Source organism: Halomonas binhaiensis (assembly GCF_008329985.2).
Classification (GTDB): Bacteria; Pseudomonadota; Gammaproteobacteria; order Pseudomonadales; family Halomonadaceae; genus Halomonas; species Halomonas binhaiensis.
In genome coordinates, this window is record NZ_CP038437.2 from 2,350,815 (window position 1) to 2,375,535 (window position 24,721).

A 24,721-nucleotide genomic window follows, 5' to 3' on the forward strand; every position below is an offset into this window, starting at 1 on the left:
CTGAACTCAATGTACGACAGATGTACAGTAAATCCCCTAGTACCGCTCGGCCTTGACTCTCTCGATGAAGGCATCCACGCTCATGGTGCCCAGATTTTCGCCGCTGCGCGTACGCACAGCCACCGAGTCGGCCTCGACTTCCTTATCTCCCACAACCAGGAGATAGGGGACCTTCTGCAAAGTATGCTCGCGGATTTTAAAGCCGATCTTCTCGTTCCTCAAGTCCGACTTGACGCGCAGGCCGATTTTTTGCAGTCGCGCCGTCAAATTCTCCGCATAGGACTTCTGTGCATCGGTGATGATCATGACGACAGCCTGCTCCGGCGACAGCCACAGCGGCATGGCCCCGGCATAGTGCTCGATCAGGATGCCGATGAAGCGCTCCATGGAACCGACGATGGCACGGTGCAGCATAACCGGAGGCTTACGCTCACCTTCTTCCGTCACATATTGAGCGCCAAGCCTGCTTGGCATCATGAAATCGACCTGCATGGTGCCTACTTGCCATTCACGCCCCAGACAGTCCTTCATATGGTATTCGATCTTGGGACCATAGAAAGCACCCTCGCCCGGTAGCTCCTGCCATTCGACATCACAGGCCTGCAGGGCGCTACGCAGAGCATTCTCGGCACGATCCCAGACATCATCTTCACCAATTCGCTTGTCTGGGCGCAAGGCAATCTTGATGGCGATATCTTCAAAACCAAAGTCGCTATAGACCTTAAGGGCCTGACGATGGAAGTTGGTGACTTCCGACTCGACTTGCTCCTCGGTACAAAAGACATGACCGTCGTCTTGGGTGAAGGCTCGTACACGCATGATGCCATGCAATGCGCCGGAAGGCTCATTGCGGTGACAGCCACCGAACTCACCAAAGCGCACCGGCAGTTCACGGTAGCTACGCAACCCTGAATTGAAGACCTGCACATGCCCTGGGCAGTTCATCGGTTTAAGGGCATATTCACGCTTTTCCGACTCAGTAAAGAACATGCCATCGGCATAGTTGTCCCAATGGCCGGACTTCTTCCACAAGGAGACATCCATGATTTGCGGACAGCGAATTTCCTGATAGCCACCGTCCTTATAAACGCCACGCATGTACTGCTCAACCACTTGCCATAACGTCCAGCCATTGGGGTGCCAAAACACCATGCCCGGCGCCTCTTCCTGCATATGGAACAGGTCTAGACGACGCGCCAGCTTGCGGTGATCACGCTTTTCGGCTTCTTCTATGCGCTTGATATAAGCCTTGAGCTGCTTCTTGTCACCCCAGGCAGTACCGTAAATACGGGTCAGCATGGCGTTGTCGGAATTACCACGCCAATAGGCACCCGCCAGCTTGGTCAACTTGAATGCCTTGAGATGACGGGTGTTGGGCACATGAGGCCCGCGACACATGTCGGTATATTCCTGGTGATGATAGAGACGAATCGTCTCTCCTGCAGGAATCTCGCGTACGATTTCCTGCTTGTAGGGTTCATCACGCTCGACAAACGTCTTCATGGCCTTGTCAGCATCCACGTACTCGCGAACGACGTCGTATTCCTCATCGATCAGCTGCTTCATGCGGCTTTCGATCTTTTCGAGGTCATCCGGCGTGATTGACTCGCCAAAGTCGATGTCATAATAGAAGCCATCATCGATAACCGGTCCGATGGCCATCTTGGCATTGGGATAGAGCTGCTTGACGGCATGACCGATCAAGTGAGCACAGGAATGTCGAATAATTTCCTGTCCTTCTTCGTCACGCGCCGTAATGATCGCCACCTCAGCGTCGTGATCGATCATGTCCGCGGCGTCTACCAATACGCCGTCGATCTTGCCGGCTACACAAGCCTTGGCAAGTCCTGGACCGATGCTTTCGGCCAGAGCCATAACGCTGACGGGTTCATCGAAAGTTCTCTGACTGCCATCAGGCAGTGTCACGATGGGCATGAAAATATCCTTTCTCGCACAGTGGTGATCCATACCAAGGATCACATGTCGCAGATTGAGTCGCGGGGGAAACAGCGCACTAGGGTAGCAGAACAGCCCCCACCGACGCCACGCTCAGCGATGGCGATATGCTCCATGCAGAGCAGGCAAAAAAACGAGGCGCCCGGAGGCGCCTCGTTGTCGTCACTATCCCGTCCTAGGACAGGATAATCATGCTCAGCAGAGGATTAACGCTGCTCGCCCAGCATGACGCGACGGTTTTCAGCACGACCCTGGTCGGTGTCGTTGGAAGCGACCGGGTTCTCTTCGCCGTAGCCAGCAGCACTCATGCGCTGCGGGTTAACACCCTGGCTAGCCAGGAAGTTGGCAACGGAGATAGCACGAGCTTCAGACAGCTTCTGGTTGTAAGAAGCAGCACCGGTAGAGTCGGTGTAACCTTCGATACGCACGTTGACGTTCGGGTTGTTGCGCAGCACTTCAGCCACATGCATCAGGTTCTGCTCGGCGGCAGGAGTCAGCTTGGCAGAGTCGAATTCGAAGTTGACACCACGCAGGGCGACATCATCTTCACAACCCAGAGAGTTGACCTTGACGCCAGCCGGAGTACCCGGGCACTGGTCCTGGAAGTCCGGCACGCCGTCACCGTCGGAATCCAGCGGGCAGCCTACCGCGTCAACGGCAACGCCAGCCGGGGTACCCGGACACTCGTCGATGTCATCAGTGACGCCATCGCCATCGGAGTCGAGCGGAGCAGCCGCCGGTTCTTCAGCGTTCGGCTCGGCACACAGCAGCGCGCCAGCAATAGTACCCAGAGTAGCACCAACAGCAGCACCCTTATCTTCGTCGCTGTCGCTGGCAGTACCGTAACCAATGCCACCGCCGATCAGACCACCGGCAACACCACACACCAGCGGATGGTTGTACCAGGCTTTCTGATCGTAGGAAGACTGGGCACCAGAAGTGGCACAGCCAGACAGGCCGACAACCAGAGCAGAGCCGAGCAACAAGCCAGTCGTTGATTTTTTCATGTAAGACTCCTTCTTTTTGACACTCTGTGCTGAATAACCGAAATCCGACTATTTCAGCGATCCAAAATTGTGCCGAATGGGAAACAGGATAGGTTCGCTGTTTCCTCGCTGGCAAGATAAAGTACGAAATGTCCCGTCCAGCCAGTCTGAATGACGCAAACATTTCACTACTTACCACCACCGAGCCCGCCATGACATATCCCTTGGGGGCCCAATCCCTTGCACTACGCAATGATGACGTATCACCTCTACACAATCAAACCCATATAAGCGAGAAAACGCATCTTGTCGGTAATGAATTGTGCAAACAGCTCTAATACATCATAAGCGAGTCGAACAGTGTTCGCGATAAGTTAGTTTAGACTCTCGGGGTAATTTGCGCGAAAGTCGAGTACCGACTGTGCAGCTTTGAGAACTTCATCCCGGCTTGAGTCCTCAACAGCGATTCGCTGCTTGTCTTCCTCAAAGCGCGCTTTCGGGGTTAAATCCTTGCGCGCCTGATGTGTATGAAGATGACGGGTCTGTTCATACACTTCTGCAAAGATGCGGAATTCCTGGCGATAAGGTAGTGATGGATCAAGCAGCTCCAGCAATACCTTGCAGCGCCAGGCCCCTTCGGTGATATCTACTTGCCCCTGAAGCAAAGCAGCAGCAACAAGCTCCAGGTTTTCCAGGCCATTTGCCCGTGCCATGCGTTCCTCCTCATGACGAAACGCCTCCCTCCTCTTCACTTCCTTCTGCAGCACCAGGGCATACCAGGCCAATGCCAGAATGATCACAACACCCAAAATCAGCAGGCTGAGGGCCAGAGTCGTCGACATGATGCTCCTCGCAATAGGCAAAAAGCGGCATTTTACACACCCACCCTGGCCTTCGGTAGGAACTGGACCGAACTCATTCTCATATAAGCATGAAACAACCTCGATATTCAGTTGATCGAACCGGACAAGGACAGGTAGTGATCCAGTAGAAGCAGGCCAAAGATAGCGAGGAGATAACGAATGGAAAACCAGAAGGCCAGCAATGGAGCCTTGTCATCCTTGCCCCGCCATACCCGCAGGTTCCAGGTCATGAAACGTATATTGAGGAGACAGGCACCAACAAGGTAGGGCCACCCTGCCATACCAATGGAAAAAGGCATCAAGGTTGCTGCCACTGTCAGCCAGCCATACAGCCATACCTGCAGCCGAGTGAATTCATCACCATGAGTCACAGGCAGCATGGGTACACCAGCGGCGGCATATTCATCACGCTTATGGATAGCCAGGGCCCAGAAGTGTGGTGGTGTCCAGGCAAAGATGATCAGCATCAACAATAGAGGCTCTGCTGCCAAGTGCCCGGTGACACTGGTCCAGCCAAGCAAGGGAGGCGCTGCTCCGGCAACGCCTCCAATGACGATGTTCTGAGGTGTGGCGCGCTTCAGGAAAATGGTGTAGACCAGCGCATATCCCATCAGCGATGCCAATGTCAGCCAGGCCGTCAATCCATTTACCAGAAGAGCCAGCAGCAGCACTCCTGCAACGGAAAGCAGCAGCGCCCAGAGCAATGCCAGCGAAGGCGGGAGACGGCCAGCCGCCAGCGGCCTTCCAGAGGTACGCAGCATAGCGGCATCGAGGCGTCGGTCGACGACATGATTGATTGCCGCTGCGCCCGCAGCCGCCAAGCCTATACCAGACAAGCCGAACACAACGGTATGCAGGGAAGGCAATGGCGCTGCGAGCAGCATTCCGACGAGAGCGCAGACCAGCATCACCGCTACCACACGCCATTTGCACAGCGCTATCAGGTCACGCCACAGTGCCTGTGAAGTTGCATCTCCTACCGCCCATGTATCACGCATATAACCAATCCTCCGGCCTGGCCAGGGACTGCCTGGGCGGCGCCACTTCAGTATAACGCCGCTTCCAGCACACCAAGACGAAGGAAAAGACCAGTAGTATCGCGCCTGCCGTATGCATCAGCGCCAAGCCCGGCGGTAGCCACAACACTACATTCGCCGCCCCCAGTCCTGCCTGCAACACGAGCGCCGCACCAAGACTTGCCAACCAAGGTCGTATCTCTGATTCCCGCCAATGACGCACGATGAGCACCATCAGCAGCACTGCCAATGCTGCAGCCCCCAGCCGATGGGCGAAATGAATGGTCGTGCGTGCCTCGGTATGCAGTTGGCCATACAGATAGTTCGGCCCTACGTTCTGGGTAAGATGAAAACCCTCGCCCCAGTCTGTTTCCGGCCACCACTGTGCGTTGCAGGTAGGCACGCCATAACATGCAATGCCCGCGTAGTTACTGGAAGTCCAGCCCCCCAGCGCCAACTGGAGCACCAGAACCGCTCCTGCCAGCTTCCACAGCAAGCCGATGCGGCGACGCGCCAAACGCCGCTGGCCACGACTCACCCCACGAAGGCGCAGATACAGCCACAGGAAGGCCGTCATCACAGCCAGGCCACCGAGCAAATGCAAAGTCACTACCTGGGGCCAAAGTTTCAGGGTAACGGTAAAGGCTCCGAATGCCCCCTGCACCATCATCAGCAGCAGCATCCCCACGATCAAACGCCATGGAAAACCACGCAGGTGACGCAGGCGCCAGCTCAACAGGACCAGGGCCACGACCAGTATCCCGAGTGTCATGGCAAGATAACGATGAATCATCTCCATCCATGCTTTGGAGGCTTCGAAGGCAACATCGGGACTATGTAGATTCGCCACATCTTGCCCTGGTACAACGAGCGCGCCATAACATCCGGGCCAATCCGGGCATCCCAGCCCTGCATCCAACAATCGTGTCCAGGCACCCGCCAAGATCACGATGGCAGCGAACAGTACCCCACACAGGCTCATCATCCTGAGCAGGCTCAAGCGGGACAGACTGGCTTTGCTATAGCTGCTCACCAATCCAATACGGTGCGAACGCCCAATATGATGACGAGAAGCATGTGCAGATCCGCCATTAGCTTTCATGGCCTACCTCCTCTGCATCCCGAGTCATACCGTTCTGCTCCACAGCCATACCACTCTGTTCCACGGCCATATCATCGGAATCATCATCACCAACCACTACGATCGGTTCACGCTCGTCCCTGACTTCGGCCCGCTCAGGCTCAGGATTCATCTTGAACAGCTTTTCAATATCATCGAGCACAAGCGCTGTCTCGATGCCGGCACCATATTGAAGCACGACCCTTCCTGCAGGATCGCTGATCCATGCAGTGCCTGGAGATGCCCAGGATGGAACGGCTCCCTGCCAATGAGTGGCGCTCTCGCCAGGAAGCACTGGGGCCTTTCCACCGATTCTCACCCGACTGAGACGATCGGCATCCTTGCCCAAGGCTCGGTGTAGACGCCACCACCGGTCAGCCTCCTGGTCACATGACTCAGAGCAGGCATACACCAGGACCCAATCCCGAACACCTTGCTTGGTGGCAGTATCGACAGGCCAGGTAGCCAATGCGGGCAAATCAGGGTCAAGGCGACCATGGGCAGTGCGTTCATCCGGGATGCCGACTCTCCAGGTCACCATTGCCCAGGCCACCAGCATAGGCAGCGCAAAAATGGCGAATAGTGCAATGAGCTTCGTCCTTGGGCCGATCCGAGTCATTCTCATGTCTCCGTCGTCTGCGATACTGCCTTGCACCCTTCTTTGCGGATGCGTCCACGCTTATCCATAAGCAAGCGCCGTGCACCAATGACCAACGCTACCAGGGCCACCAAGGTCAATCCCCACCACTGAAAAGCATAGGCAAGATGACGCTCAGGGGGCAGCACGCTTGCGACCCACCAGTAGGGTAGATTTCCCTTGCCTTTCTCCTGATGCACCCAACCCGCCCAGGAAAAAGGTTCTGCCCAGGCATCAGGCTCAATACGCTGCAGGCGCTTGCCTTCCATCACATCCCCGAACACGGGAGCCTGATGGCCCGCGGCCTGCCAGCGACCTTCAATGACCACTTCACTGCCTGGCGTGGAGACTGTCGGGTCCGTTCGAGAGACACCTGTTTCCAGGAAACCGCGATCGACAAGCCAGCGCTGACCGATCTCGTCTATAAAGGGAGTCAGAACAGCAACACCGAGATGACCGTCATGGGTCACATTGTCCAGGAACAAGGTCCGCTCGGCCTCGAACCGGCCTCGCAGAAGCAGCTTTGTACCATCGACCGGCTTCGCCTTGGGTGCCTCTATTCGGGGAGCTTCGGCCAATGCTTCCAGATATGCCTGCTTGTCGGCTGCCCGTTCCCACTGCCATATTCCTAGGTACACGCCCAGAACAGCGAGCGAGGCGCATAACACGCACCACAACACCAGACGCCTGCCTGGCACTTGCTTGCCTGTCTCTGGAGAACTTTTCGAATCGGAACGGAACCCCATCATGCTGATCAAGCTCCTGATTGCCGTCGTATTCATTGCCATGCTGGCCAGTCTTGCCGCAGGCGTTGGTTTTCTGCTCAAGGACGGCAGCAAATCACACCGCCTGCTGACATCCCTGAAGATTCGCGTCGCCCTGGCCAGCGTGCTGCTCATCCTTCTTTTTTATGGCTTCTATCTTGGCGAACTCGGTTGATATCTCCTATTTCTCTTAAGCCACAAGATGGCGTTATAGGGTGTAGTTACGGACATGGTTACGAGACTCGCTTACAAGGCATAGCTACAGGACATAGACGAAGAGGAAGAGCCCAATCCACACAGCATCGACAAAGTGCCAATACCAGGCAGCCGCCTCGAAACCAAAATGGTGTTCGGCACTGAAATGCCCGCGCAGCACTCGCATCAACATGGCGAAGAGGATGATGGTGCCAATGATCACATGCAGGCCATGGAAGCCTGTCAGCATGAAAAATGTCGAACCGTAGATACCCGCCTGAAGCGTCAGACCAAGATGGTGATAAGCTTCGTAATATTCGTACCCTTGCACGCTGACAAAAGTGGTCCCCAACAGCACGGTGATCAGCAACCAAAGCCTGGTTCTGGCGCGCGCCCCTTTCTTGAGTCCATCATGAGCGATGGTCAGGGTAATGCTGGAACTCACCAACAACACCGTATTGAGCAACGGCAGCTTCCAAGGGTCCAGAACATGTTCCGGCCCCTTGATGGAAGTATCGGGCGGGTTCAGCAGCGGCCAACTGGCAGTGAAGTCCGGCCACAGCAATGCTGCGACCCCCTTGGCTCCATCCCCATCCAGCCACGGCAGGGCCAGGTTTCGTACATAGAACAGCGCGCCAAAGAAAGCGGCAAAGAACATGACTTCGGAAAAGATGAACCAGCCCATGCCCCAACGATAGGAGCGATCCATCTGCGCATCGTTGCGTCCCGCCATGGATTCGCGGATCACGTCCCGAAACCAGAAGCCCATGACAGTCAGAATGGCCACCAGGCCAATCAGCATCACTGGAGTTCCCACCGGGCCATGCACCAGCCAGGTCCCGGTACCGGCCATCATGACGCCCAATGCCAGAGAGCCAAAGATCGGCCACTTACTGCTCGTCGGCACGTAGTAGCTGCCACCACTCATGGTTTACCTCCCGACATGCTGATCAGACTGCTGTATTTCCCAGTGCTTGGATTGCTAGTGCTTGGATTACTAGCTCTTTGATCCCAGGTTCCTTGACACTCAGTTTCTTCTTACCGTGCTGCCACAGGCGTGCCATGGCTAACCGGAGGAAGGTACCTCCATTTCCTGAGGATAGAGCGTGTACACCAAGGTCACCGTGCGAATATCTTCGGGCAACTGCTTATCCAGCTGAAACACCAGAGGAGCATCCATTTTCTCTCCCGGCCCCAGGCGCTGATTCTGGAAGCAGAAACAGGCCAGCTTGCGCAGATGCAGTGCGGCTTCCGACGGTGTCACGCTGGGCACTGCTCTGGCGACATCCACTTCCTTGCCAAGATTGGTGAAGGAGAAATGCACTTCCGTACTTTGTCCCGGGTGCACCCTCACCTGACGCGTCTGTGTTTCCAGACGCCAAGGCAGGCCAGCACTGGAACGGGTAACGAACTGCATGGTCACGGTGCGCGAACTGTCGACATCTCCGCTCACCAGGGCCTGCGCCTTGGCCGAAGTCTTGCCATTCAATCCGGTGACCTGACAGAAAACGTCGTACAGGGGAACCAGGGCAAAGGCGAAAGCGAACATGCCCGCCAGCACGACCAAGGTCTTGATGACCGTGCGATTGACGTTTCGCTGGGTATCCGGGCTCGGGGTTGCCATCGCGCTTTCCTCATTTCTCTTGGTCTTTTCCTTTTAATGCTTCAGTGCCTGTCTCCTTGACGCTCTCAATGGTCGGCCTCAGCCGGGCGATACTGAGGTGGCGTTTCAAAGGTATGCAACGGCGCGGGGCTCGGTACCGTCCACTCCAGGTCTTCGGCACCATCCCAGGCCTTGGCGGGAGCCTTTTCCCCTCCACGCACACACATGAACACGATCACCACAAACAACAGTTGTGACAGGCCGAACATGAAGGCGCCGATGCTGGACACCATGTTGAAGTCTGCAAACTGCAGGGAATAGTCGGGAATTCTGCGCGGCATGCCGGCCAGCCCAGAGAAGTGCATGGGAAAGAACGTCAGGTTCACCCCGATGACCGACAGCCAGAAGTGCCATTGGGATAGGCGCAGGTGGGGGTAATGCCCCGTCCACTTGGGTAACCAGTAGTACACGGCGGCCATGATCGAGAAAATTGCCCCTGGCACCAGCACATAGTGGAAGTGGGCCACGACGAAGTAAGTATCGTGATATTGGAAATCCGCTGGAGATATCGCCAGCATCAAGCCGGAAAAGCCACCGATGGTGAACAGGATGACAAAAGCAATGGCAAACAGCATTGCCGGTTCATAACTGATCGAGCCACGAAACAGCGTGGCCACCCAGTTGAACACTTTCACCCCTGTAGGCACTGCGATAAGCATCGTGCTGTACATGAAGAACAGCTCCGCCACCAACGGCAGCCCTACCACGAACATGTGATGGGCCCAGACCAGGAACGACAGGATGGCAATCGAGGCAGTGGCATACACCATGGAGGCGTACCCGAACAGTGGCTTGCGCGCGAAGGTGGGAATGATCACTGACACGATGCCGAAAGCCGGCAGGATCATGATGTACACCTCGGGATGACCGAAGAACCAGAACAGGTGCTGGAACATGACCGGATCACCACCGCCCCCCGCATTGAAGAAGCTGGTGCCGAAATTGATATCCATCAGCATCATGGTCACCACGCCAGCCAATACCGGCATCACCGCGATCAGCAAGAAGGCGGTGATCAACCAGGTCCAGACAAACAGCGTCATGTCCATCATGCGCATGCCGGGCGCACGCAGGTTGAGAATGGTCGCGATGATGTTGATCGCCCCAAGAATCGAGCTGATACCAGCGATATGCAACGACAGGATGAAAAAGGTCGTGGAAGGCGGGGCATAGGTCGTTGATAACGGTGCATAGAAGGTCCAGCCAAAGTTCGGCGCGCCACCCGGCATGAACAATGTACTGAGAAGCAATGTGAAAGCGACGGGCAACAGCCAGAAACTGAAGTTATTGAGCCGGGGCAGCGCCATGTCCGGCGCTCCAATCTGCAATGGCACCATCCAGTTGGCCAGGCCGACGAAAGCCGGCATCACTGCACCAAACACCATGATCAGACCATGCATGGTGGTCATCTGGTTGAAGAATTCCGGCTGTACCAGCTGCAATCCGGGCTGAAACAACTCCGCCCGAATGACCAGGGCGAAGACACCTCCAATGAGAAACATCAGCAACGAGAACAGTAGGTACAGCGTGCCAATTTCCTTGTGGTTGGTTGTCAGTACCCAGCGCAGCAGTCCTTTGGGTGAATGATGATGGTGGGTATCGGCACCGCCTGCCGCATCGGCAGTACCTTGTTGCACAGGATGCTTGGGAGGTAGTAACGCCATGGCGAAGATTCCCCTGTTGGCTACCCAATCATTGATAAGATGACCTTTTTACTGGGCCTAATCCCCTGACTTTCGAAGCCCAGATCCCTATGTACTGTTTTCTGTCCCGACTGTTTTCTGTCCGATTCCTGGCGTTACTCAGCCAGTTGTTCAGCAATTTCTGAAGGCTGTACGACATCCCCGGTTTCATTACCCCAGGCGTTGCGTTCATAGGTAATGACTGCCGCAAGCTCGACCGGGCTCAATGTGGTACGGAATCCGGGCATTGGCGTACCCGCTACGCCATTCAGAACGGTATCGAGATGATGCTCACGATCATCGAGCAGTGCCTGATTACCCGCCAACGCGGGGAATGTTGGCGGCAAGCCGGCACCATTGGGTTGGTGACAGGCAGCACAGATCGAGCCGTAGACCTGCTCGCCGCGCTCCATCAGCTCATCCAGCTTCCATTCACGATCGGCTCCTGCCGCTTCTTCGCTGGCAGCGGACTTGCGTTCGGCCAGCCAGGCATCAAACTCTTCCTCCTCCATCGCCTGCACCACCACTGGCATGAAACCATGGTCCTTGCCGCATAGTTCAGCGCACTGGCCACGATAGATGCCTGGCTCATTGATCCTGACCCAGTTTTCGTTGACGAACCCGGGAATGGCATCCTGTTTTACCGCCAACTCGGGGACCCACCATGAATGGATGACGTCATCGGATGTCATCAGCAGGCGGACTTTCTTGCCCACCGGCAATACCAGAGGTTGGTCGACCTCCAGCAGGTAGTTCTCTCCCCTTTCCTGCTCTCCGGAAATCTGTTCCCGAGGGGTAGCAAGACTGGAAATGAAATCCACATCCTCTCCCAGGTAGGAATACTGCCAACGCCATTGCTGACCGGTAATCATCACATCCAGATCAGCCTCGGAGGCGTCATACATTTTCTTGAGGGTGGCCGTGGCCGGCACCGCCATGCCGATCAGAATCAGCAATGGAATCGCGGTCCAGATAACCTCGACCGTAGTGTGTTCATGAAACTTGGCCGCCTGGGCCCCCTTGGAGCGGCGATAGCGAAACAATGAATAGAACATGGCGCCAAACACCACCACGCCTATCACGACACAGATCCAGAAGATGGTCATGTGCAAGGAGTGCACTTCTCGGCTGAGATCCGTCACACCTACTGGCATGTTCCAGTCCGCCGCGTGGAGCTTGCCGCCTAGGCTCAGCTCTCCACTCAATAACAGCGTTCCTGCAGTCATCCATACGTGCCACTTGCGCATCGATGCCTCCTGGAGCGTGCAGGGGCCCTACTTCGCCGCCTGCATAGCGATGAAGATCAAAACGACCACAAAGAGAATGCCCATAAGGATGCCCACCAGTACGAAACTGATGGGCTTACCAGAGGTGAAATCCTGTCGACGCCGAGACTCGCGTTGAACGCCAAAAAAAGCCGCGAGAACCGATTTGACAGTGTTCCACATGACCACCTCCGTTAGATCCCTTATGCCTGACCATAGTCCAGCCCGGCACAATGCGCTCGAAACATTAGACGAATGTCAGAGAGATCCAGCAAATGTTCAGAAGCCGAACAAGGTGATGATCAAGGGCAGAATGAAGGCAGTTATCAAGCCGGTAAGCCCCATGGCCAGGCCTGAGAATGCTCCTGCCATGGCGCCCAGTTTGGCAAAGGAATGAGCCGTCCCGAAGCCATGGGCAGCAAGGCCCATGGTAAACCCCTGGACCACCGGATCACGCACTCCCAACAGGCGAAAGATCATCGGCCCCAAGGCACATCCGATTGAACCGGTGATCAGAACCAGACCCGCGGCGAGAGATGGAATGCCGCCGATCTTTTCAGCGATACCCATGGCGATTGGCGATGTCACTGAACGCGGCGCAAGCGACATGACAGTCTCATGCCCTGCCCCCAGCAGCAACGCCAGTCCCAATGTCGAAGCCACCGCGGTGGTAATGCCTGCCAGGCACGCCACCACCAAGGGCCACAATAGTTGGCGTACGCGTTCCCGGTGATCATACAGCGGAATGGCCAAGGCCACTGTGGCAGGCCCCAACAGGAAGTGGATGAACTGTGCACCTTCAAAATAGGTGCCGTAGTCAATGCCGGACACCAGCAGAAAGGTGATGATCAACGCAATACTCAAGGTCACCGTGTGCAACAGTGGCGTCCCACCCAGCCACTTGTTGATGCGTGCAGCCAGGGCAAAGGCCAGCAACGTGACCAGCAAGGACAGCAGCGGATTTCCCGAAAGATAGACCCATAACTCATCAAGACCGGCGACGTGCATCACTGTCCCCCTTCGCGAGAGGTATCTTTGCCTGTCGCCCGAGACGCCAGGCGGGTCATCACCCAAGCCGTGACAGCCAAGGTCAGCGCCGTCGACAACACCAGAGTCGCCACGATGGGAAACCAGTCATCGGCAATCAACTGTCCGTGCACCATCAACCCCACCCCTGCAGGAACAAACAACAACGTCAGATATCGCAACAACCCTTCTCCAGCAATACGCAGGCTCGATGGAACCTTGCCGCGGATCATCAGCCCCGCCAACAGAATCACCATGCCAATGACAGGACCCGGAATCGGCAAGCTCAGCCCCCGCGCCAGCAACTCTCCCAGAAACTGGCAGGCCAGCAACATACTCATGCCTAGAATCAGCGGCACTTATCCACCCTCCTGATGCTCGAATATCAACCGCCTATCATAACCCGTCAGCCCTATCTATCCCCGTACCATCGTGAGACATGCAAGCGCTCAATTAGCTGGTTAATTTCCAACCAATTGAAATAAAAGCGCAAAAGGGGCTTTTCATTTGGAAATGAACGCGCTAGTATACGCCTCGTTCTCGGGGGCCAAGACCTCGAAAGCGAGTCGGAGCGTGGCGCAGCTTGGTAGCGCGTTGCAATGGGGTTGCAAAGGTCGCAGGTTCGAATCCTGTCGCTCCGACCACTAGAATCAGTAAGTTAGATGTTTTGAAGGTGAGAAAAAACTCTCACTAGTCCAGACTTTTCAAACATCTAGCATGACAAAGCCGACCTCCTTGGTCGGCTTTTCTTTGTCCCTGAAAAAATCTGAGGCAATATCGCCCCACTCTACTATGTCGACATGCTCGAGCATGGCATCAGTAAAGCAGACCTGCAGAAGACTGTCGGACACCCAGTAGCGACGGTTCCCCTGGTATTCATTGACAGCATTCATATAGGCGGATTCAAAGAATTCCTTGTAGCTACTGAAACCACCATAGAGTGAGAGCCCAGCACTCATATGGAATGATCACTTCCCTACCGAAGTTTCTCAACAAACCTGATAAGTGTAAGTTCTCAAGACTCTGATAAAATACCTGCCTCATAGCTAATCATCAGAGTCATATCGATGGGAAAAACTACACAGGGAATCAAACGCTCAACACTCATTCGCATTGCCCCTATTGCAGCAGCCATATGCTTATGGTCTCCATTTTCTCAGGCAACATGTTCTGAGGATAGGGAATCCGCCAAGATGATCATGGAAATGCGCCAGTCTGAACTATCCAAGCAGGAAGTTCAGGATCGAGTGGGAACTGCTTATTTTGCCTCTATGCCATCAGCTTCAGACATGGATGGACATCAAAAGTATTTGCAGATCCGGCGGGGAGCCTTGTGGTGGCTAATGATCACTGAGGCATACCTTTTGCCAACGAAAGAAAGCGAAGATGAAAAGAGAAGCCTTATCGAGGACTTCGCCGATGAATATGAACAACAGTGTATCGATAGCCAAGGCTTCGAGGATTGAGGTAAGGCTGGCATTTCCTGCTGTCAGTCTCTGACAAATATGCAGCATGACTGAAACCACAAAGGCATTTCATCGTTACGAAGAGGTCTTCTCTCACGCAGGCAAGCAGGTCTTCTACAGTGACCGGCATGACGTCTACGCGATCTTTGGTCTCTCTACAGGCATGAAGGACGTGAAGACGATAGATGAGGCAATCAAGCTGGTATACGAAGCCTGCTGACAGGCAATCTGATTGTCGAGTATTTAACACCACTTTCAGGCTTGATGAGAAAATTCTCCGAGTTAAGACTAGAAAATCGTTAATAATTCAATAACAGCGCCCAATGACCAGAACGACCAACGAGCGCTGGGATTCACGTCAGTGCTTCTTCCAGTAAGTGTTGGCTACACGCTTTGATTTCAGGAAGTAGATCGTCCACACCGTTGTCCAGAAGGTAGTGGCAAGAAGTCCTGGAATGAGATAGTTAAAGACTTGGGCATCGGGAATCGACCTCTGCATTACAGCACCTGCAGCGATTAGCAACACCGGCCCAGCAATCCACAATATCTTGATTGCATCGTTTCTAAGAGACATCTGCTCACCTTTGGAGAGTATGTAGGCTAGCCAGAACATCATGACCACGGACCCGATTCCTCCAACATACATAGCGAGCCTGTATGTTTCCCATCCGGCAAGGTCTGGAACGCCAGGCGTATTCTCAAGCTCATAGACAGCCGCAAAGACTCTGGCCAATCCGATGATGCATACAACAACTATGAAGAACCTCAGCCACCCTCCCACACCTTTTGGTGCCGTTGGATAAGGCATTGAAGAGTGAGACAGTGTAAGCACCGCGCACCAATTCGCCGGGAGTGAATTGGAACATCCTTCGGATGGCCCGAAGGGTAGCCGCCAGGGATGGCGGCGATACCAGTGATTCGCACGCGCAGGCATTTATGCAGTGTTTCCCAAGCGCAATATTGAAGGCACATACAACACCTTACTCATTCGGTAAGGTGTTGTATCCTTCACTGCATGATATTCGGCCGTCCCTTTTTGCATGAGCCAGCCCAGGAATATGGGCTAGCTCAGACCAGCTCAAGAGTGGTCGAGACTTCCATTGGATTCCTCGATCGACACACGACATGTTCGGGGCTCAGCGTGCTCGTCGAGAGTCTCCGGATCCCGTTCGCCAGAATCTGAAATCTGCGCTCTCCTCTTCTGGTTCAATCTTCCTGCTCCCTTTCCTTGCCTTCTCGAATGGTGGAGTGGGCTTCACGATGCTCATCACCATTTGCCTCGGGCGTCTCATGTTCGTCAGCGCGAGAAGGACGATAGCAAAGCGTGGTGAGAATCGGAAAATGGTCTGAACCAAATCCCGGCAAGCGCCGCATGTCGCGCAGCGTGAAATGTTCACTCGAGAAGACATGGTCGAGCGGCCAGCGCAGTAGCGGGTAATGGGCATGAAAGGTACTGAACATACCGCGGCCACGACGCGGATCAAGCATGCCGCTGACACGACAGAAGAGCCGAGTCGTACGCGACCATGCCACATCATTCAGGTCCCCAGCCACCAAGGCCGGAAAAGAGCCATCATGGATGCGCTTGCCGATCAACAGAAGTTCAGCATCCCGCCACAGGGACTCCTTGCTCTCATTGGGTGCCGGTGGACGCGGATGCACAGCGAATAACTGAATATCTTCCCCGCAACGTAACGTCACCCCAGTCGAGATGGAAGGAATATCATCCTGTATCAGCCGCTCGACCTGTGGCGATACCAGTGGCAATCGGGAATAGAGATGCATGCCGTAGAGATTGTCCTGAGGAATACGAACGACATGTGGCCACTGTTTGCACAGGGCGGCATCAAGTTGTTGCCCCCACCAATCATCGGACTCAAGCGTCAACACGATATCCGGTTCATGCTGCTTGACGAGTGCGATCAACCCTTCGGCATTGCGATTGGGTGTCAGTACGTTGGCAACCAATAATCTAATGCAGCGTTCGTCCTGGCCGGATTCTGCACGTTGGACCTGAACAGGCCAGAGGCGTGTCCAGGGCAGGATATAGCATGCCTGGATGACCAGAGTGACAAGACTGCTCGACACAGCCAGCCAACGCCAAGGAGACTCGGAGAGAGAAGCAAGCAACAGCGTCAGCAGGGCCAGCATGGAAATCTGCATGCGCGGAAACTCGCAACAGCGTATCCACCACCAGTGAAACGGCAATCGAGCCAGAATAGTGATCCCCAGAAGCAGGATGGCAAGCGTCGTAACAGCAATGGACAGCACGGCACGTCCTCCATGTTGATGCCAATGAGCGTCCAAAGCCACCGGAGGTTATACGGGAAAGCCGAGGTCGCCGTATTAAACCTTATCATCTTGTCCAGGGAGAACGTTGAATATAAATACCAGTGACTCTATTCCAACGGGAGATTCACTATCGTCTGACGCGAACACCCTGCATGTCGATGGTCAGTGCTGAAACGTAGAGGCTGAAAGTTTGGTCTACAGAAAGAACAACGGGAGAGAAAGAACAGCGGAAGAGAAAGAATAACGAAAGGCGGGCCTTGATGTTGCCATCAAGGCCCGCCTTCATCACCCACCTGACTGGCCGGCTCAGTCTTCGGTTTCGGCGTCCGACAACTCCATGATCATGCGTGTTGTCAGATAGAGTCGAGGCACCACACTATCGAGCTGCACGTATTCTTCATCGCTGTGGTAGCCCCCGCCAACCAGACCAAGGGATTCCAGCACCGCAGGCGTGGGTGAATCGGCATGGTAGGCGTAGGCAGCATCGGTACCACCGCCGATTTCGGCAGCCAGCAGCTCCCGATCAAGCTCCTGATAGATCTTCTGGGCCTGCTCGGCAAGGGCTTGAGTCTGAGGGTTGCCAGGCAGAGGGGGCCGCCCTTTGTCGAGACGGAATTCCACCTCGGTATCATCGATCAGTTGATTCGCGGTGATATCGCGGGCCTCGTTCAGAACGCGCTCATATTCGCTGCTGTCGACATAGCGCATATCCCCTTCTGCCTGGGCATGCTCGGGAATCACATTGCGTTTGCTGCCGCCTTCGACAATTGTCCAGTTGAGGGTTGTCTCCTTGTCCGGGTCACCGAGATCGCCCAACTGGAGCAGTTGATGGGAAAGCTCCATGATGGCATTGCGCCCCTGCTCTGGCGCGCCTCCGGCATGAGAGGCCCGGCCTTTTACCTCTAGGAAGGCATAGTTGATGCCTTTGGTGACGACAGTCACTGCATCCGTTGCCCCTTCGCTGAAAGTCGGCTCGAACACCAGCACCGCATCTTGATCCGCGGACAATTGCTGAATCAGGTCACGAGAACCCAGAGACCCTTTCTCCTCATCAGGATTGAGGACCACAGTCAGCTGACCATAGTCATCGAAACCAAGCGTCTTCAGCACCTCCAGGCTGTGCAGAATCACTGCGACACCACCTTTGGCGTCTCCGACTCCCGGACCATAGGCGCGACCTTCCTCAATGCGGAAGGGGCGGTCCTTGGCAGTGCCTTCGCCGAAGACAGTGTCGTAGTGGATCATCAACATGATGTTGCGATCACCATTGCCTTGAAGGCGGCCAACCAGAGTATTACCACCAAAGTTCTCGGCAGGATGAGCCTCCACTTCGGCACCGAGGGCTTCGAGACGCTCAGTAAGCAGTGCCTCGATCTCGCTCAAGCCAGCAACGTATCCCGTGCCGGAGTCAATATTGACCAGGGTTTCTAATGTGTCCAGCAACGGCTGTCGCTGCTGCTCGACGGCATCGTACACATCCTGTTGTGGCGCGGCATGTACAGTGGCAACAGTAAACATTCCACATGCCAATCCCATGGCTAGCATCGAGCGCTTCATTAGTAACTCCTGTTTTGTGTTTATCAGAATACCGAAGATAAGCAGAGGCCTGAGGAAACGCAATCAGGTTCACAATATGCGTGTTAATGGGGCAGCTCGCACGTTGGGTTCTGCTGGGGCATGGAACAAGGAAGGACTCATGCAGATCCGTAGACAAGTGCTGTCATACATCTTCCCTACAAAAACGGGAACATACCGGAATACTCCAGGCGCCTCGTCGGCTATCATCGGGATAAAAGAGGTGTGAGCAGGGTCTTCTTCCCGGCCCTCGTCGAGCATCCGCCCGCCCCTTGCAATGGAGTGCCTTGTGGCCATTGATCTGCTCTATAACAGCCTGATATTTCTTGCCGCCGCTGTTCTCATCGTTCCTTTGGCCAAGCGCCTTGGTCTCGGCGAGGTTCTGGGTTACTTGCTTGCCGGGGTGGCCATTGGACCCTCTGTGCTGGGTCTGATCCCCGATGCAGAAGCCGTGCTGCAATTCGCTGAAGTCGGCATCGTCTTTCTGTTGTTTGTCATTGGCCTGGAGCTCAAGCCATCCCGCCTGAAGCTGATGCGCCGACCAGTGTTCGGTTTTGGCGGCCTGCAGATGGCCATCACCAGTGTTGTCCTGGCAGCATTGGCGATGCTGCTGGGGCTCTCCCTGCCCGCCGCACTGGTCGTCGGCTTCAGCCTGGGCCTGTGCTCCACCCCACTGGTTCTCCAATTGCTCAGCGAGCAAGGAGAACTGACGACCCGTCATGGCCGCCTCAGCTTCGCCCTGCTGCTGTTCCAGGACATGGCAGCGATCCCTGTTCTCGCCATCATTCCCATGCTGGCTGCTGGCCCAGGAGCCACGGGAGGCTGGGAAAGCATGCTCAAGGATACCTTGATTGGCATAGGTGCCTTTGCCGCCTTGATTATCGGTGGACGCTACCTGTTGCGTCCGATGTTTCGCTTCGCAGCCTCTACCCGTAGCCGCCAGGTCTTTGCCGGCACGTCCCTGCTGGTGGTGATTGGCGCAGCCTTGCTGATGGAACTGGCTGGTCTCTCCATGGCACTCGGAGCCTTCATTGCCGGCGTCCTGCTGGCCGATTCCGAATATCGGCACAGTATTGAAGCCGATATCGAGCCCTTCCGCGGCTTGCTGCTGGGACTTTTCTTCATGGCGGTGGGCATGACGGCCCAGATCGGACTGCTTGCCGAACAACCTGCCCTGGTACTCGGTCTCACGGCAGCATTGCTGGCGCTCAAATGGCTGAGCGTGGCGAGTGCCAGCCGTGTCTATGGCACCAGCTGGCGTGACGCATTAAACCTCGGAGTCCTGCTGTCTCAAGGAGGTGAATTCGCTTTCGTACTTCTCACCGCAGCCGGTGCTGCCGCCTTGTTGGCTCCCGATCTGGTCAGCCTGCTAGTACTGGTAGTCTCACTTTCCATGGCGGCTACGCCCATACTCTTCCAACTACACACCCGGTTGATACGCCCTCGGCTCATGCCGACCACAGAAAAGAACCCAGACTACGACCGTCCCTCTGATACCTCACCCAAGGTCATCATCGCCGGTTTCGGGCGCTTTGGTCAGATCGTCGGCCGCACCCTGCAGGGCATGAAGATTCCCTACACCATCCTCGACATCAACGCCAAACATGTTGAATTCGTGCGCCGCTACGGCAATGAAATCTACTTCGGCGATGCCTCCCGTCTCGATCTGCTGGAGGCTGCCGGGGCTGACAAGGCCAAGGTTCTGGTCATCGCAATAGCCGATCCAGACGTCTCGCTGCAGATCGTCGAGCGCGTGCAGCGCCGCTTCCCCAAGCTGCGTCTGTTTGCCCGTGCACGCAATCGTCAACACGCCCAGCGCCTGATGCACGCCGGAGTACACGACATCATTCGCGACCTGCTCCCGGCCAGCCTGGAATTAACGCAGGAAGTGCTCGTCGCTATCGGCATTCCTCGAGACAAGGCCCAGCACACCGTGGATGTCTTCCGTCACCATGATGAAACGACTTTGAAGCGGCAGATGGAAGTTTCCAGTGACGAGACCAAGCAAATCCGCACCATGCAGGAGACGGCCAAGGAACTCGAAGAGTTGTTCGAAGCCGACGAGAAGGTAGTAACCGGGACATCACTGCATCGCTGATGAAAGAAAGCCGCCAGGGCCTTCCTCTGGCGGCTTTGTCATAAACATGCGCCCAGTTTCAATGCATTTCGACCAGCTGGAGTCGTGCATCAGCCATGCCGTCATGGACGACAGCAGCGTTGCGTTCAGGCTAGCTCTGATCATCAGGCAGCAAAAAGTACCAGGGAAACTACACTGACATAAGCTTGGACAAGCGTCATGCTGCCCGTTGGGCGGCACGCTTCCATTTCCCACCCCGTTGTTGGGAGGAGTCGACATGATCAGGAAATTGCTCGCCACTCTGGTACTGATGCTGCTTGCCACTTCGGCATGGGCCAACATGTGTCCATCGCTGATGAGCGAGATTGATGACGCTCTGCAGGATGAGGCCACGGTTTCCCAGCTCGATGAGAGTACCCTCGAAGAAGTGAAGGAACTGCGCGCGCAAGGTGAAGAAGCCCATGATGCAGGCAACCACGATGAATCCGTGGCCCAGCTGCAGCAAGCCAAGGAGCTTCTCGGCATCTAGCGCGCCATCTAACATGCCCCACCCTCGAGACATCATTTCTTGAATAGCAATGACCGCCGCTCGACAGGTTCGTGAGCGGCGGTTTTCATTCTCCGCCTGCCGCCTCCCTGGCCAATCCGGTCAATGCTTCAGACATCTTGTCGATCGGCAGCTCACAGGCTTCCAATTCATGGCGTTCGACAAGATAATGTGGATCATTCCATTCAATGACCACCCCCTCCTCAGACTGCCTCACCACCATCTTCTGGGGCAAATCAAGCGCCACACTACCCTCGCATTGCATCAACGCTGTACCCACTTCGGGATTACCGAAGATAAAGGTACGCGTAGGGGGCAGCTCCAGCCCCACCTTTTCGGCGTTGGCATGATGATCGACCACCGCCATCAGCCCCATCCCTCGTTGCTCTATGCCTTCACGCAGACGCATGTCGACATCATCCAAAGCACTCTGCGTCACGAGCTGGTCGATCCCCTTGCTATCGACCTCTGCCGTTTCCGTAGCCATCGCTACCGTTCCACCGAGAAGTACAGACACAACTCCTGTCATCAAACGACTTGCGATCATCATCCTCGCCCTCTTTGGATATGGATTGCACGGCTGCAGCATGGATGATGAGCAAGTTCGCCTCAAGCCGCTTCAAGCAGACTGAAGCCTAATCGCTGAGCTGTCTTCACGACACCGGTCGCGCCACATAAGCCGTACCATAATGCCGAATGTCTGCTGGAGGCCATTGGTGCCCTGCTTCACCTGTGCATACCGTCATTCGGACCAAATTGCCGGTCCAGGTATTGAATGATGTCCCGGGACTCATAAAGCCAGGTGCTATGCCCATCTTCTTCGATACGCAGGCATGGCACCGTCTTGCGGCCACCGCCTTCCACCAGCTCATCATAAGCCTGGCGATCAAGGCGGATATCCTTGAGAGGAACATCGATATTCAACCTGGCCATAGCGCGACGCACCCTCACACAATAAGGGCACCCCTGGAAGTGATATAAGGCGAACTTCTGCAGCGCTTGATCGACCACCTTCTGCTGCTCTGGAGTGCGATGAACACTCATATCCTTTTCAGACGGGAACCACTGCCTGATGCGCTGCAACCATCGCTGCATCATTGCTCCTCCAATATCCCAATGCACATGACAAGATAATTCGCCGACAATCCAGACAATCCAGACAATGCCGCACTGACCGCCAAGAGTCGTGTCCATGGTAGCCCGGCAGCATCACCGAGTCCCGCTGCAGCATTCAGCAAGCCGTCTTGCCGCAGGTCAATTCTAGCGATAATGAGTGCCCGGAATCCTTAGAGGGCGGCTACTGTTAAATTGCGGTAGAGATTATCTTTCTTCGGAAATCGGCAAGACTTCGCAGCCTACAGCCCCGGTACCGGAACGCGGTCATCCCATGCATCGGCATCTCATTCACGAACGCTGGGACGTGGATGCACCTGCCCGCTACACAGCAAAGCCTTAGCTCCCATAGGCGCTGCTGTATTCCGAGGCTACTTTTCTATATGAAGGTACTGAGTCATGACTCTGTTCTCCTTGCCATATGACTATCCTCGCTGCGTGATGAACTGCCGAACCTGCGGCCGCCGCTCTCTCTGCCTGCCGATGGCCCTGGATGAACATGAGATCGCTCAATTCGATAGCATCGTCCAACGCCGTATCACCATGTCAAAAGATGGTGTGCTGGTTCACCAGAAAGAAAGCTTCTCCTGTGTTTTTGCAGTACGCTCAGGAAGCTTCAAGCAAGTCATCAAGCAGGGCGAACGTGACAGTCAGGCTCAGCTCAGTCACTTTTACCTGCCTGGCGAATTGATGGGGCTGGATGGCATGGGCGAAGGCTACTACCCCGGCACGATCATCGCTCTCGAATCGTCAATTGCCTGCGAAATTTCCTACGCTGCTCTGGAGGCACTCAGTGAACATCTGCCGTCATTGTGTACCCAGCTCTACCAGCGACTGAGCACAGAATTACGCGACAATCGACAGACGGTATTCCTGTTGCCCAACATGAAACCCGATCAACGCGTGGCCTTGTTCCTTACCCATCTGTTGCAACGCTTCCAGCGTCAAGGCAGCTCTCCTTATCATTTGCACCTGTCGATGACACGCATCGATATTGGCAACTACCTGGGCATGACCGCAGAGACCGTAAGCCACATCCTCAGCCGCTTTCAACGCCTCAAGGTCCTCAGCGTTTCAGGCCGAGTGATATATATCCAGGATCAGAAGGCCCTGCTTCAACTGGCCGAGCGACCTGACAGACGCCAGGACGTGGAAGCGCAATAAACTCTCCGCACCGCTCACGCTCATGACGGTCCCCTCGTTGGCTCCCCATTCGCCAAGACGTCATCGCATCAGGCACACGTCTGATATAGGCACCAACTTGTCGTTGCGAATTAGTCGTTGCGATTTAATCAAATGATTAATACGCTTCTTTTCAGCACAAAATGCTTCTTGCCGACTCCCACGAGGATATCTTCATGCCCGTCGTTGACCGTTCTTCGGCCTGGATATTGATGACTGGCCTCTTGCTGCTGTTGAGTGGATGCTCGCCAGACACTTCACCACAGCAGGAAACGCCGACGGTTGTGGCCAGCTACCAGATCCAGGCAGGTAATGGTGATAGCACCACTCACCTCTCTGGTCGCATCAAAGCGGCCGAGAACACGACACTAGGTTTCGATATTCCAGGCGAAATCGCACAACTGAGCGTGAAGGCCGGTGACAAGTTTGCAGCGGGCGATGTCCTCGCTACCCTCGACGATGAACGCTACCAATTGGTGGTTCAGCAACGTCGGGCAGAGCTCCGCGAAGCTGCTGCCGTGCTGACCGAGAAACGCCAGGATTACCAACGCCAATCGCAACTGGCCCAGAAGGGTTATGTCAGCGAGACGGGACTCGATGCCGCCAGGGCAGCTCTGGATAGCGCCGAGTCACGCCATGCCGCAAGCATTGCTGCCAGTCACCTGGCACAACGTGACCTGAAGCGGACCTCGCTGATTGCACCTTTCGATGGTTCGGTCACTCAACGCCAGGCAGAGCCCTCTGAACAGGTCAGTGCAGGTCAACCCATCCTCGAGGCCATTTCTAACCGCGAAGGGTTCGAGGTCGAGGCCAGCGTACCGGAAGCATTGGTCAAGACCCTGGTGATCGGTTCCCATCATCGGGTCAGCCTTCCGGCCCTGGGAGGGGCCTCAAGCTCTGCAACACTGACACACTTGGGTACTCAACCCCTCTCATCCAACGATTATCCGCTGCTGTTGAAGCTGGAATCACCTATCGAAGACCTCCGCTCAGGCATGACCGCACGCATCGAAATCCTGCTCAATGCGCCAGCCGGAGAAGATGCCCAGGGCGTTCCCATTCCACTTACTGCACTGGCTTACGCCAGTGATCGCAGCGCCTATGTCCTGCGCATTGACGAGCATGGCCGCCTGGAGCGAGTGGCTGTGGAGGTCGTCGACATCAACGACGCACGTGCCAAAGTGCGCGGCGAGTTGACCCCGGGCCAACACATCGTCGCCCGAGGTACTGAGTTCGTCCGTCCCGGCCAGGCTGTAAGCCTGCTGGGAGAGGGCCCGGAACGCTACAACTGAGGCC

The 24,721-nt window shown here is 55.5% G+C and carries 27 protein-coding genes and 1 tRNA gene; 8 read left to right on the forward strand and 20 right to left on the reverse strand.

Going from position 1 to position 24,721, the window contains the following annotated elements; genetic code table 11:
• Positions 1 to 36: 36 nt before the first annotated feature.
• The 7 genes from thrS to E4T21_RS10390 form a co-directional block, all read right to left on the reverse strand.
• Entirely contained in the window at positions 37 to 1,935 is a 1,899-nt protein-coding gene (gene thrS, locus E4T21_RS10360; protein ID WP_149284919.1) for a threonine--tRNA ligase, read from the reverse strand.
• A 227-nt stretch (positions 1,936 to 2,162) separates the two neighbouring features.
• A complete protein-coding gene (locus E4T21_RS10365; protein ID WP_149284920.1) occupies positions 2,163 to 2,963 on the reverse strand; it encodes an OmpA family protein in 801 nt (266 codons plus the stop codon).
• A gap of 353 nt (positions 2,964 to 3,316) precedes the next feature.
• Positions 3,317 to 3,784, reverse strand: a complete 468-nt coding sequence (locus tag E4T21_RS10370) for a DUF2489 domain-containing protein (protein WP_149284921.1) — start codon at positions 3,782 to 3,784, stop codon at positions 3,317 to 3,319.
• Between the two features lie 107 nt (positions 3,785 to 3,891).
• Entirely contained in the window at positions 3,892 to 4,803 is a 912-nt protein-coding gene (gene cyoE / locus E4T21_RS10375; RefSeq protein WP_149284922.1) for a heme o synthase, read from the reverse strand.
• The gene (locus E4T21_RS10380; protein WP_149284923.1) at positions 4,796 to 5,923 is read right to left on the reverse strand and encodes a COX15/CtaA family protein; all 1,128 of its coding nucleotides are present in this window, start codon (positions 5,921 to 5,923) and stop codon (positions 4,796 to 4,798) included. The genes cyoE and E4T21_RS10380 overlap by 8 nt, the downstream gene beginning before the upstream one ends.
• Positions 5,913 to 6,560, reverse strand: a complete 648-nt coding sequence (locus E4T21_RS10385) for a hypothetical protein (RefSeq protein WP_187775147.1) — start codon at positions 6,558 to 6,560, stop codon at positions 5,913 to 5,915. The genes E4T21_RS10380 and E4T21_RS10385 overlap by 11 nt, the downstream gene beginning before the upstream one ends.
• A gap of 2 nt (positions 6,561 to 6,562) precedes the next feature.
• The gene (locus E4T21_RS10390; RefSeq protein ID WP_240349355.1) at positions 6,563 to 7,327 is read right to left on the reverse strand and encodes an SURF1 family protein; all 765 of its coding nucleotides are present in this window, start codon (positions 7,325 to 7,327) and stop codon (positions 6,563 to 6,565) included.
• Here E4T21_RS10390 and E4T21_RS10395 point away from each other — a divergent pair.
• Positions 7,326 to 7,517 (forward strand): DUF2909 domain-containing protein, encoded by a 192-nt coding sequence (locus E4T21_RS10395; RefSeq protein WP_149284924.1) that lies wholly within the window; start codon positions 7,326 to 7,328, stop codon positions 7,515 to 7,517. The two genes, E4T21_RS10390 and E4T21_RS10395, sit on opposite strands and share 2 nt — an antisense overlap.
• Positions 7,518 to 7,601: 84 nt before the next feature.
• Here E4T21_RS10395 and E4T21_RS10400 read toward each other — a convergent pair whose 3' ends face one another.
• The 7 genes from E4T21_RS10400 to E4T21_RS10430 all read right to left on the reverse strand — a co-directional run bounded on the left by E4T21_RS10400 (position 7,602) and on the right by E4T21_RS10430 (position 13,532).
• Entirely contained in the window at positions 7,602 to 8,465 is an 864-nt protein-coding gene (locus E4T21_RS10400) for a cytochrome c oxidase subunit 3 (RefSeq protein WP_149284925.1), read from the reverse strand.
• A 138-nt stretch (positions 8,466 to 8,603) separates the two neighbouring features.
• Complete coding sequence (locus E4T21_RS10405) at positions 8,604 to 9,161, reverse strand: cytochrome c oxidase assembly protein (protein WP_149284926.1); 558 nt, start codon at positions 9,159 to 9,161, stop codon at positions 8,604 to 8,606.
• Positions 9,162 to 9,226: 65 nt separating this feature from the next.
• Positions 9,227 to 10,864, reverse strand: coding sequence for a cytochrome c oxidase subunit I (ctaD, locus tag E4T21_RS10410; protein WP_205423490.1), 1,638 nt, complete (start codon positions 10,862 to 10,864; stop codon positions 9,227 to 9,229).
• A gap of 134 nt (positions 10,865 to 10,998) precedes the next feature.
• Positions 10,999 to 12,129, reverse strand: a complete 1,131-nt coding sequence (coxB, locus tag E4T21_RS10415) for a cytochrome c oxidase subunit II (protein WP_149284927.1) — start codon at positions 12,127 to 12,129, stop codon at positions 10,999 to 11,001.
• Positions 12,130 to 12,156: 27 nt separating this feature from the next.
• Positions 12,157 to 12,330: a DUF2970 domain-containing protein gene (locus E4T21_RS10420; protein WP_149284928.1), complete on the reverse strand. Its 174-nt coding sequence runs from the start codon at positions 12,328 to 12,330 to the stop codon at positions 12,157 to 12,159.
• A gap of 96 nt (positions 12,331 to 12,426) precedes the next feature.
• Positions 12,427 to 13,155, reverse strand: a complete 729-nt coding sequence (locus E4T21_RS10425) for an LrgB family protein (protein WP_149284929.1) — start codon at positions 13,153 to 13,155, stop codon at positions 12,427 to 12,429.
• Positions 13,155 to 13,532, reverse strand: a complete 378-nt coding sequence (locus tag E4T21_RS10430; RefSeq protein ID WP_149284930.1) for a CidA/LrgA family protein — start codon at positions 13,530 to 13,532, stop codon at positions 13,155 to 13,157. Before E4T21_RS10430 ends, E4T21_RS10425 begins: the two co-directional genes overlap by 1 nt.
• 208 nt (positions 13,533 to 13,740) lie before the next feature.
• Here E4T21_RS10430 and E4T21_RS10435 point away from each other — a divergent pair.
• A tRNA-Pro gene (locus E4T21_RS10435) sits at positions 13,741 to 13,817 on the forward strand.
• A gap of 60 nt (positions 13,818 to 13,877) precedes the next feature.
• Here E4T21_RS10435 and E4T21_RS21725 read toward each other — a convergent pair.
• The gene (locus E4T21_RS21725; RefSeq protein ID WP_187775148.1) at positions 13,878 to 14,132 is read right to left on the reverse strand and encodes a hypothetical protein; all 255 of its coding nucleotides are present in this window, start codon (positions 14,130 to 14,132) and stop codon (positions 13,878 to 13,880) included.
• A 108-nt stretch (positions 14,133 to 14,240) separates the two neighbouring features.
• Here E4T21_RS21725 and E4T21_RS10445 point away from each other — a divergent pair, with 108 nt between their 5' ends.
• Both E4T21_RS10445 and E4T21_RS10450 read left to right on the forward strand, forming a co-directional pair.
• Positions 14,241 to 14,639, forward strand: a complete 399-nt coding sequence (locus E4T21_RS10445; RefSeq protein ID WP_187775149.1) for a hypothetical protein — start codon at positions 14,241 to 14,243, stop codon at positions 14,637 to 14,639.
• A gap of 46 nt (positions 14,640 to 14,685) precedes the next feature.
• Positions 14,686 to 14,859 (forward strand): hypothetical protein, encoded by a 174-nt coding sequence (locus E4T21_RS10450; protein ID WP_187775150.1) that lies wholly within the window; start codon positions 14,686 to 14,688, stop codon positions 14,857 to 14,859.
• Positions 14,860 to 14,997: 138 nt separating this feature from the next.
• Here E4T21_RS10450 and E4T21_RS10455 read toward each other — a convergent pair whose 3' ends face one another.
• From E4T21_RS10455 to E4T21_RS10465, 3 genes are all read right to left on the reverse strand, one after another.
• The gene (locus tag E4T21_RS10455; protein ID WP_187775151.1) at positions 14,998 to 15,471 is read right to left on the reverse strand and encodes a DUF2569 family protein; all 474 of its coding nucleotides are present in this window, start codon (positions 15,469 to 15,471) and stop codon (positions 14,998 to 15,000) included.
• Positions 15,472 to 15,845: 374 nt separating this feature from the next.
• Positions 15,846 to 16,910 carry an endonuclease/exonuclease/phosphatase family protein gene (locus E4T21_RS10460; RefSeq protein WP_149284933.1) on the reverse strand — a complete coding sequence of 355 codons (1,065 nt, stop codon included), beginning with the start codon at positions 16,908 to 16,910 and terminating at the stop codon, positions 15,846 to 15,848.
• A 327-nt stretch (positions 16,911 to 17,237) separates the two neighbouring features.
• Positions 17,238 to 18,488, reverse strand: coding sequence for a M20/M25/M40 family metallo-hydrolase (locus tag E4T21_RS10465; protein WP_149284934.1), 1,251 nt, complete (start codon positions 18,486 to 18,488; stop codon positions 17,238 to 17,240).
• A gap of 307 nt (positions 18,489 to 18,795) precedes the next feature.
• Here E4T21_RS10465 and E4T21_RS10470 point away from each other — a divergent pair, with 307 nt between their 5' ends.
• Together E4T21_RS10470 and E4T21_RS10475 are read left to right on the forward strand one after the other, a co-directional pair.
• Positions 18,796 to 20,604: a monovalent cation:proton antiporter-2 (CPA2) family protein gene (locus E4T21_RS10470; protein WP_187775152.1), complete on the forward strand. Its 1,809-nt coding sequence runs from the start codon at positions 18,796 to 18,798 to the stop codon at positions 20,602 to 20,604.
• A 256-nt stretch (positions 20,605 to 20,860) separates the two neighbouring features.
• On the forward strand, positions 20,861 to 21,112 hold the full coding sequence (locus E4T21_RS10475) for a hypothetical protein (RefSeq protein ID WP_149284935.1): 252 nt from the start codon (positions 20,861 to 20,863) through the stop codon (positions 21,110 to 21,112).
• A gap of 85 nt (positions 21,113 to 21,197) precedes the next feature.
• On the opposite strand, the gene E4T21_RS10480 is transcribed toward E4T21_RS10475, so the two are convergent.
• Positions 21,198 to 21,680, reverse strand: coding sequence for a DUF302 domain-containing protein (locus E4T21_RS10480; protein ID WP_240349356.1), 483 nt, complete (start codon positions 21,678 to 21,680; stop codon positions 21,198 to 21,200).
• 176 nt (positions 21,681 to 21,856) lie between these two features.
• Positions 21,857 to 22,174 carry a glutaredoxin family protein gene (locus E4T21_RS10485; protein ID WP_187775153.1) on the reverse strand — a complete coding sequence of 106 codons (318 nt, stop codon included), beginning with the start codon at positions 22,172 to 22,174 and terminating at the stop codon, positions 21,857 to 21,859.
• A gap of 468 nt (positions 22,175 to 22,642) precedes the next feature.
• Here E4T21_RS10485 and E4T21_RS10490 point away from each other — a divergent pair, with 468 nt between their 5' ends.
• Together E4T21_RS10490 and E4T21_RS10495 are read left to right on the forward strand one after the other, a co-directional pair.
• On the forward strand, positions 22,643 to 23,407 hold the full coding sequence (locus E4T21_RS10490) for a helix-turn-helix domain-containing protein (protein ID WP_149284937.1): 765 nt from the start codon (positions 22,643 to 22,645) through the stop codon (positions 23,405 to 23,407).
• A gap of 194 nt (positions 23,408 to 23,601) precedes the next feature.
• Complete coding sequence (locus E4T21_RS10495) at positions 23,602 to 24,717, forward strand: efflux RND transporter periplasmic adaptor subunit (protein ID WP_149284938.1); 1,116 nt, start codon at positions 23,602 to 23,604, stop codon at positions 24,715 to 24,717.
• Positions 24,718 to 24,721: the final 4 nt, after the last annotated feature.

Bases quoted from the DNA above. Each gene is read 5' to 3' on its own strand.
- thrS (WP_149284919.1), bottom strand. From the start codon at position 1,935: ATGCCCATCGTGACACTGCCTGATGGCAGTCAGAGAACTTTCGATGAA.
- E4T21_RS10365 (WP_149284920.1), bottom strand. From the start codon at position 2,963: ATGAAAAAATCAACGACTGGCTTGTTGCTCGGCTCTGCTCTGGTTGTC.
- E4T21_RS10370 (WP_149284921.1), bottom strand. From the start codon at position 3,784: ATGTCGACGACTCTGGCCCTCAGCCTGCTGATTTTGGGTGTTGTGATC.
- cyoE (WP_149284922.1), bottom strand. From the start codon at position 4,803: ATGCGTGATACATGGGCGGTAGGAGATGCAACTTCACAGGCACTGTGG.
- E4T21_RS10380 (WP_149284923.1), bottom strand. From the start codon at position 5,923: ATGAAAGCTAATGGCGGATCTGCACATGCTTCTCGTCATCATATTGGG.
- E4T21_RS10385 (WP_187775147.1), bottom strand. From the start codon at position 6,560: ATGACTCGGATCGGCCCAAGGACGAAGCTCATTGCACTATTCGCCATT.
- E4T21_RS10395 (WP_149284924.1), top strand. From the start codon at position 7,326: ATGCTGATCAAGCTCCTGATTGCCGTCGTATTCATTGCCATGCTGGCC.
- E4T21_RS10390 (WP_240349355.1), bottom strand. From the start codon at position 7,327: ATGATGGGGTTCCGTTCCGATTCGAAAAGTTCTCCAGAGACAGGCAAG.
- E4T21_RS10400 (WP_149284925.1), bottom strand. From the start codon at position 8,465: ATGAGTGGTGGCAGCTACTACGTGCCGACGAGCAGTAAGTGGCCGATC.
- E4T21_RS10405 (WP_149284926.1), bottom strand. From the start codon at position 9,161: ATGGCAACCCCGAGCCCGGATACCCAGCGAAACGTCAATCGCACGGTC.
- ctaD (WP_205423490.1), bottom strand. From the start codon at position 10,864: ATGGCGTTACTACCTCCCAAGCATCCTGTGCAACAAGGTACTGCCGAT.
- coxB (WP_149284927.1), bottom strand. From the start codon at position 12,129: ATGCGCAAGTGGCACGTATGGATGACTGCAGGAACGCTGTTATTGAGT.
- E4T21_RS10420 (WP_149284928.1), bottom strand. From the start codon at position 12,330: ATGTGGAACACTGTCAAATCGGTTCTCGCGGCTTTTTTTGGCGTTCAA.
- E4T21_RS10425 (WP_149284929.1), bottom strand. From the start codon at position 13,155: ATGCACGTCGCCGGTCTTGATGAGTTATGGGTCTATCTTTCGGGAAAT.
- E4T21_RS21725 (WP_187775148.1), bottom strand. From the start codon at position 14,132: ATGAGTGCTGGGCTCTCACTCTATGGTGGTTTCAGTAGCTACAAGGAA.
- E4T21_RS10445 (WP_187775149.1), top strand. From the start codon at position 14,241: ATGGGAAAAACTACACAGGGAATCAAACGCTCAACACTCATTCGCATT.
- E4T21_RS10450 (WP_187775150.1), top strand. From the start codon at position 14,686: ATGACTGAAACCACAAAGGCATTTCATCGTTACGAAGAGGTCTTCTCT.
- E4T21_RS10465 (WP_149284934.1), bottom strand. From the start codon at position 18,488: ATGAAGCGCTCGATGCTAGCCATGGGATTGGCATGTGGAATGTTTACT.
- E4T21_RS10475 (WP_149284935.1), top strand. From the start codon at position 20,861: ATGATCAGGAAATTGCTCGCCACTCTGGTACTGATGCTGCTTGCCACT.
- E4T21_RS10480 (WP_240349356.1), bottom strand. From the start codon at position 21,680: ATGATGATCGCAAGTCGTTTGATGACAGGAGTTGTGTCTGTACTTCTC.
- E4T21_RS10485 (WP_187775153.1), bottom strand. From the start codon at position 22,174: ATGAGTGTTCATCGCACTCCAGAGCAGCAGAAGGTGGTCGATCAAGCG.
- E4T21_RS10490 (WP_149284937.1), top strand. From the start codon at position 22,643: ATGACTCTGTTCTCCTTGCCATATGACTATCCTCGCTGCGTGATGAAC.
- E4T21_RS10495 (WP_149284938.1), top strand. From the start codon at position 23,602: ATGCCCGTCGTTGACCGTTCTTCGGCCTGGATATTGATGACTGGCCTC.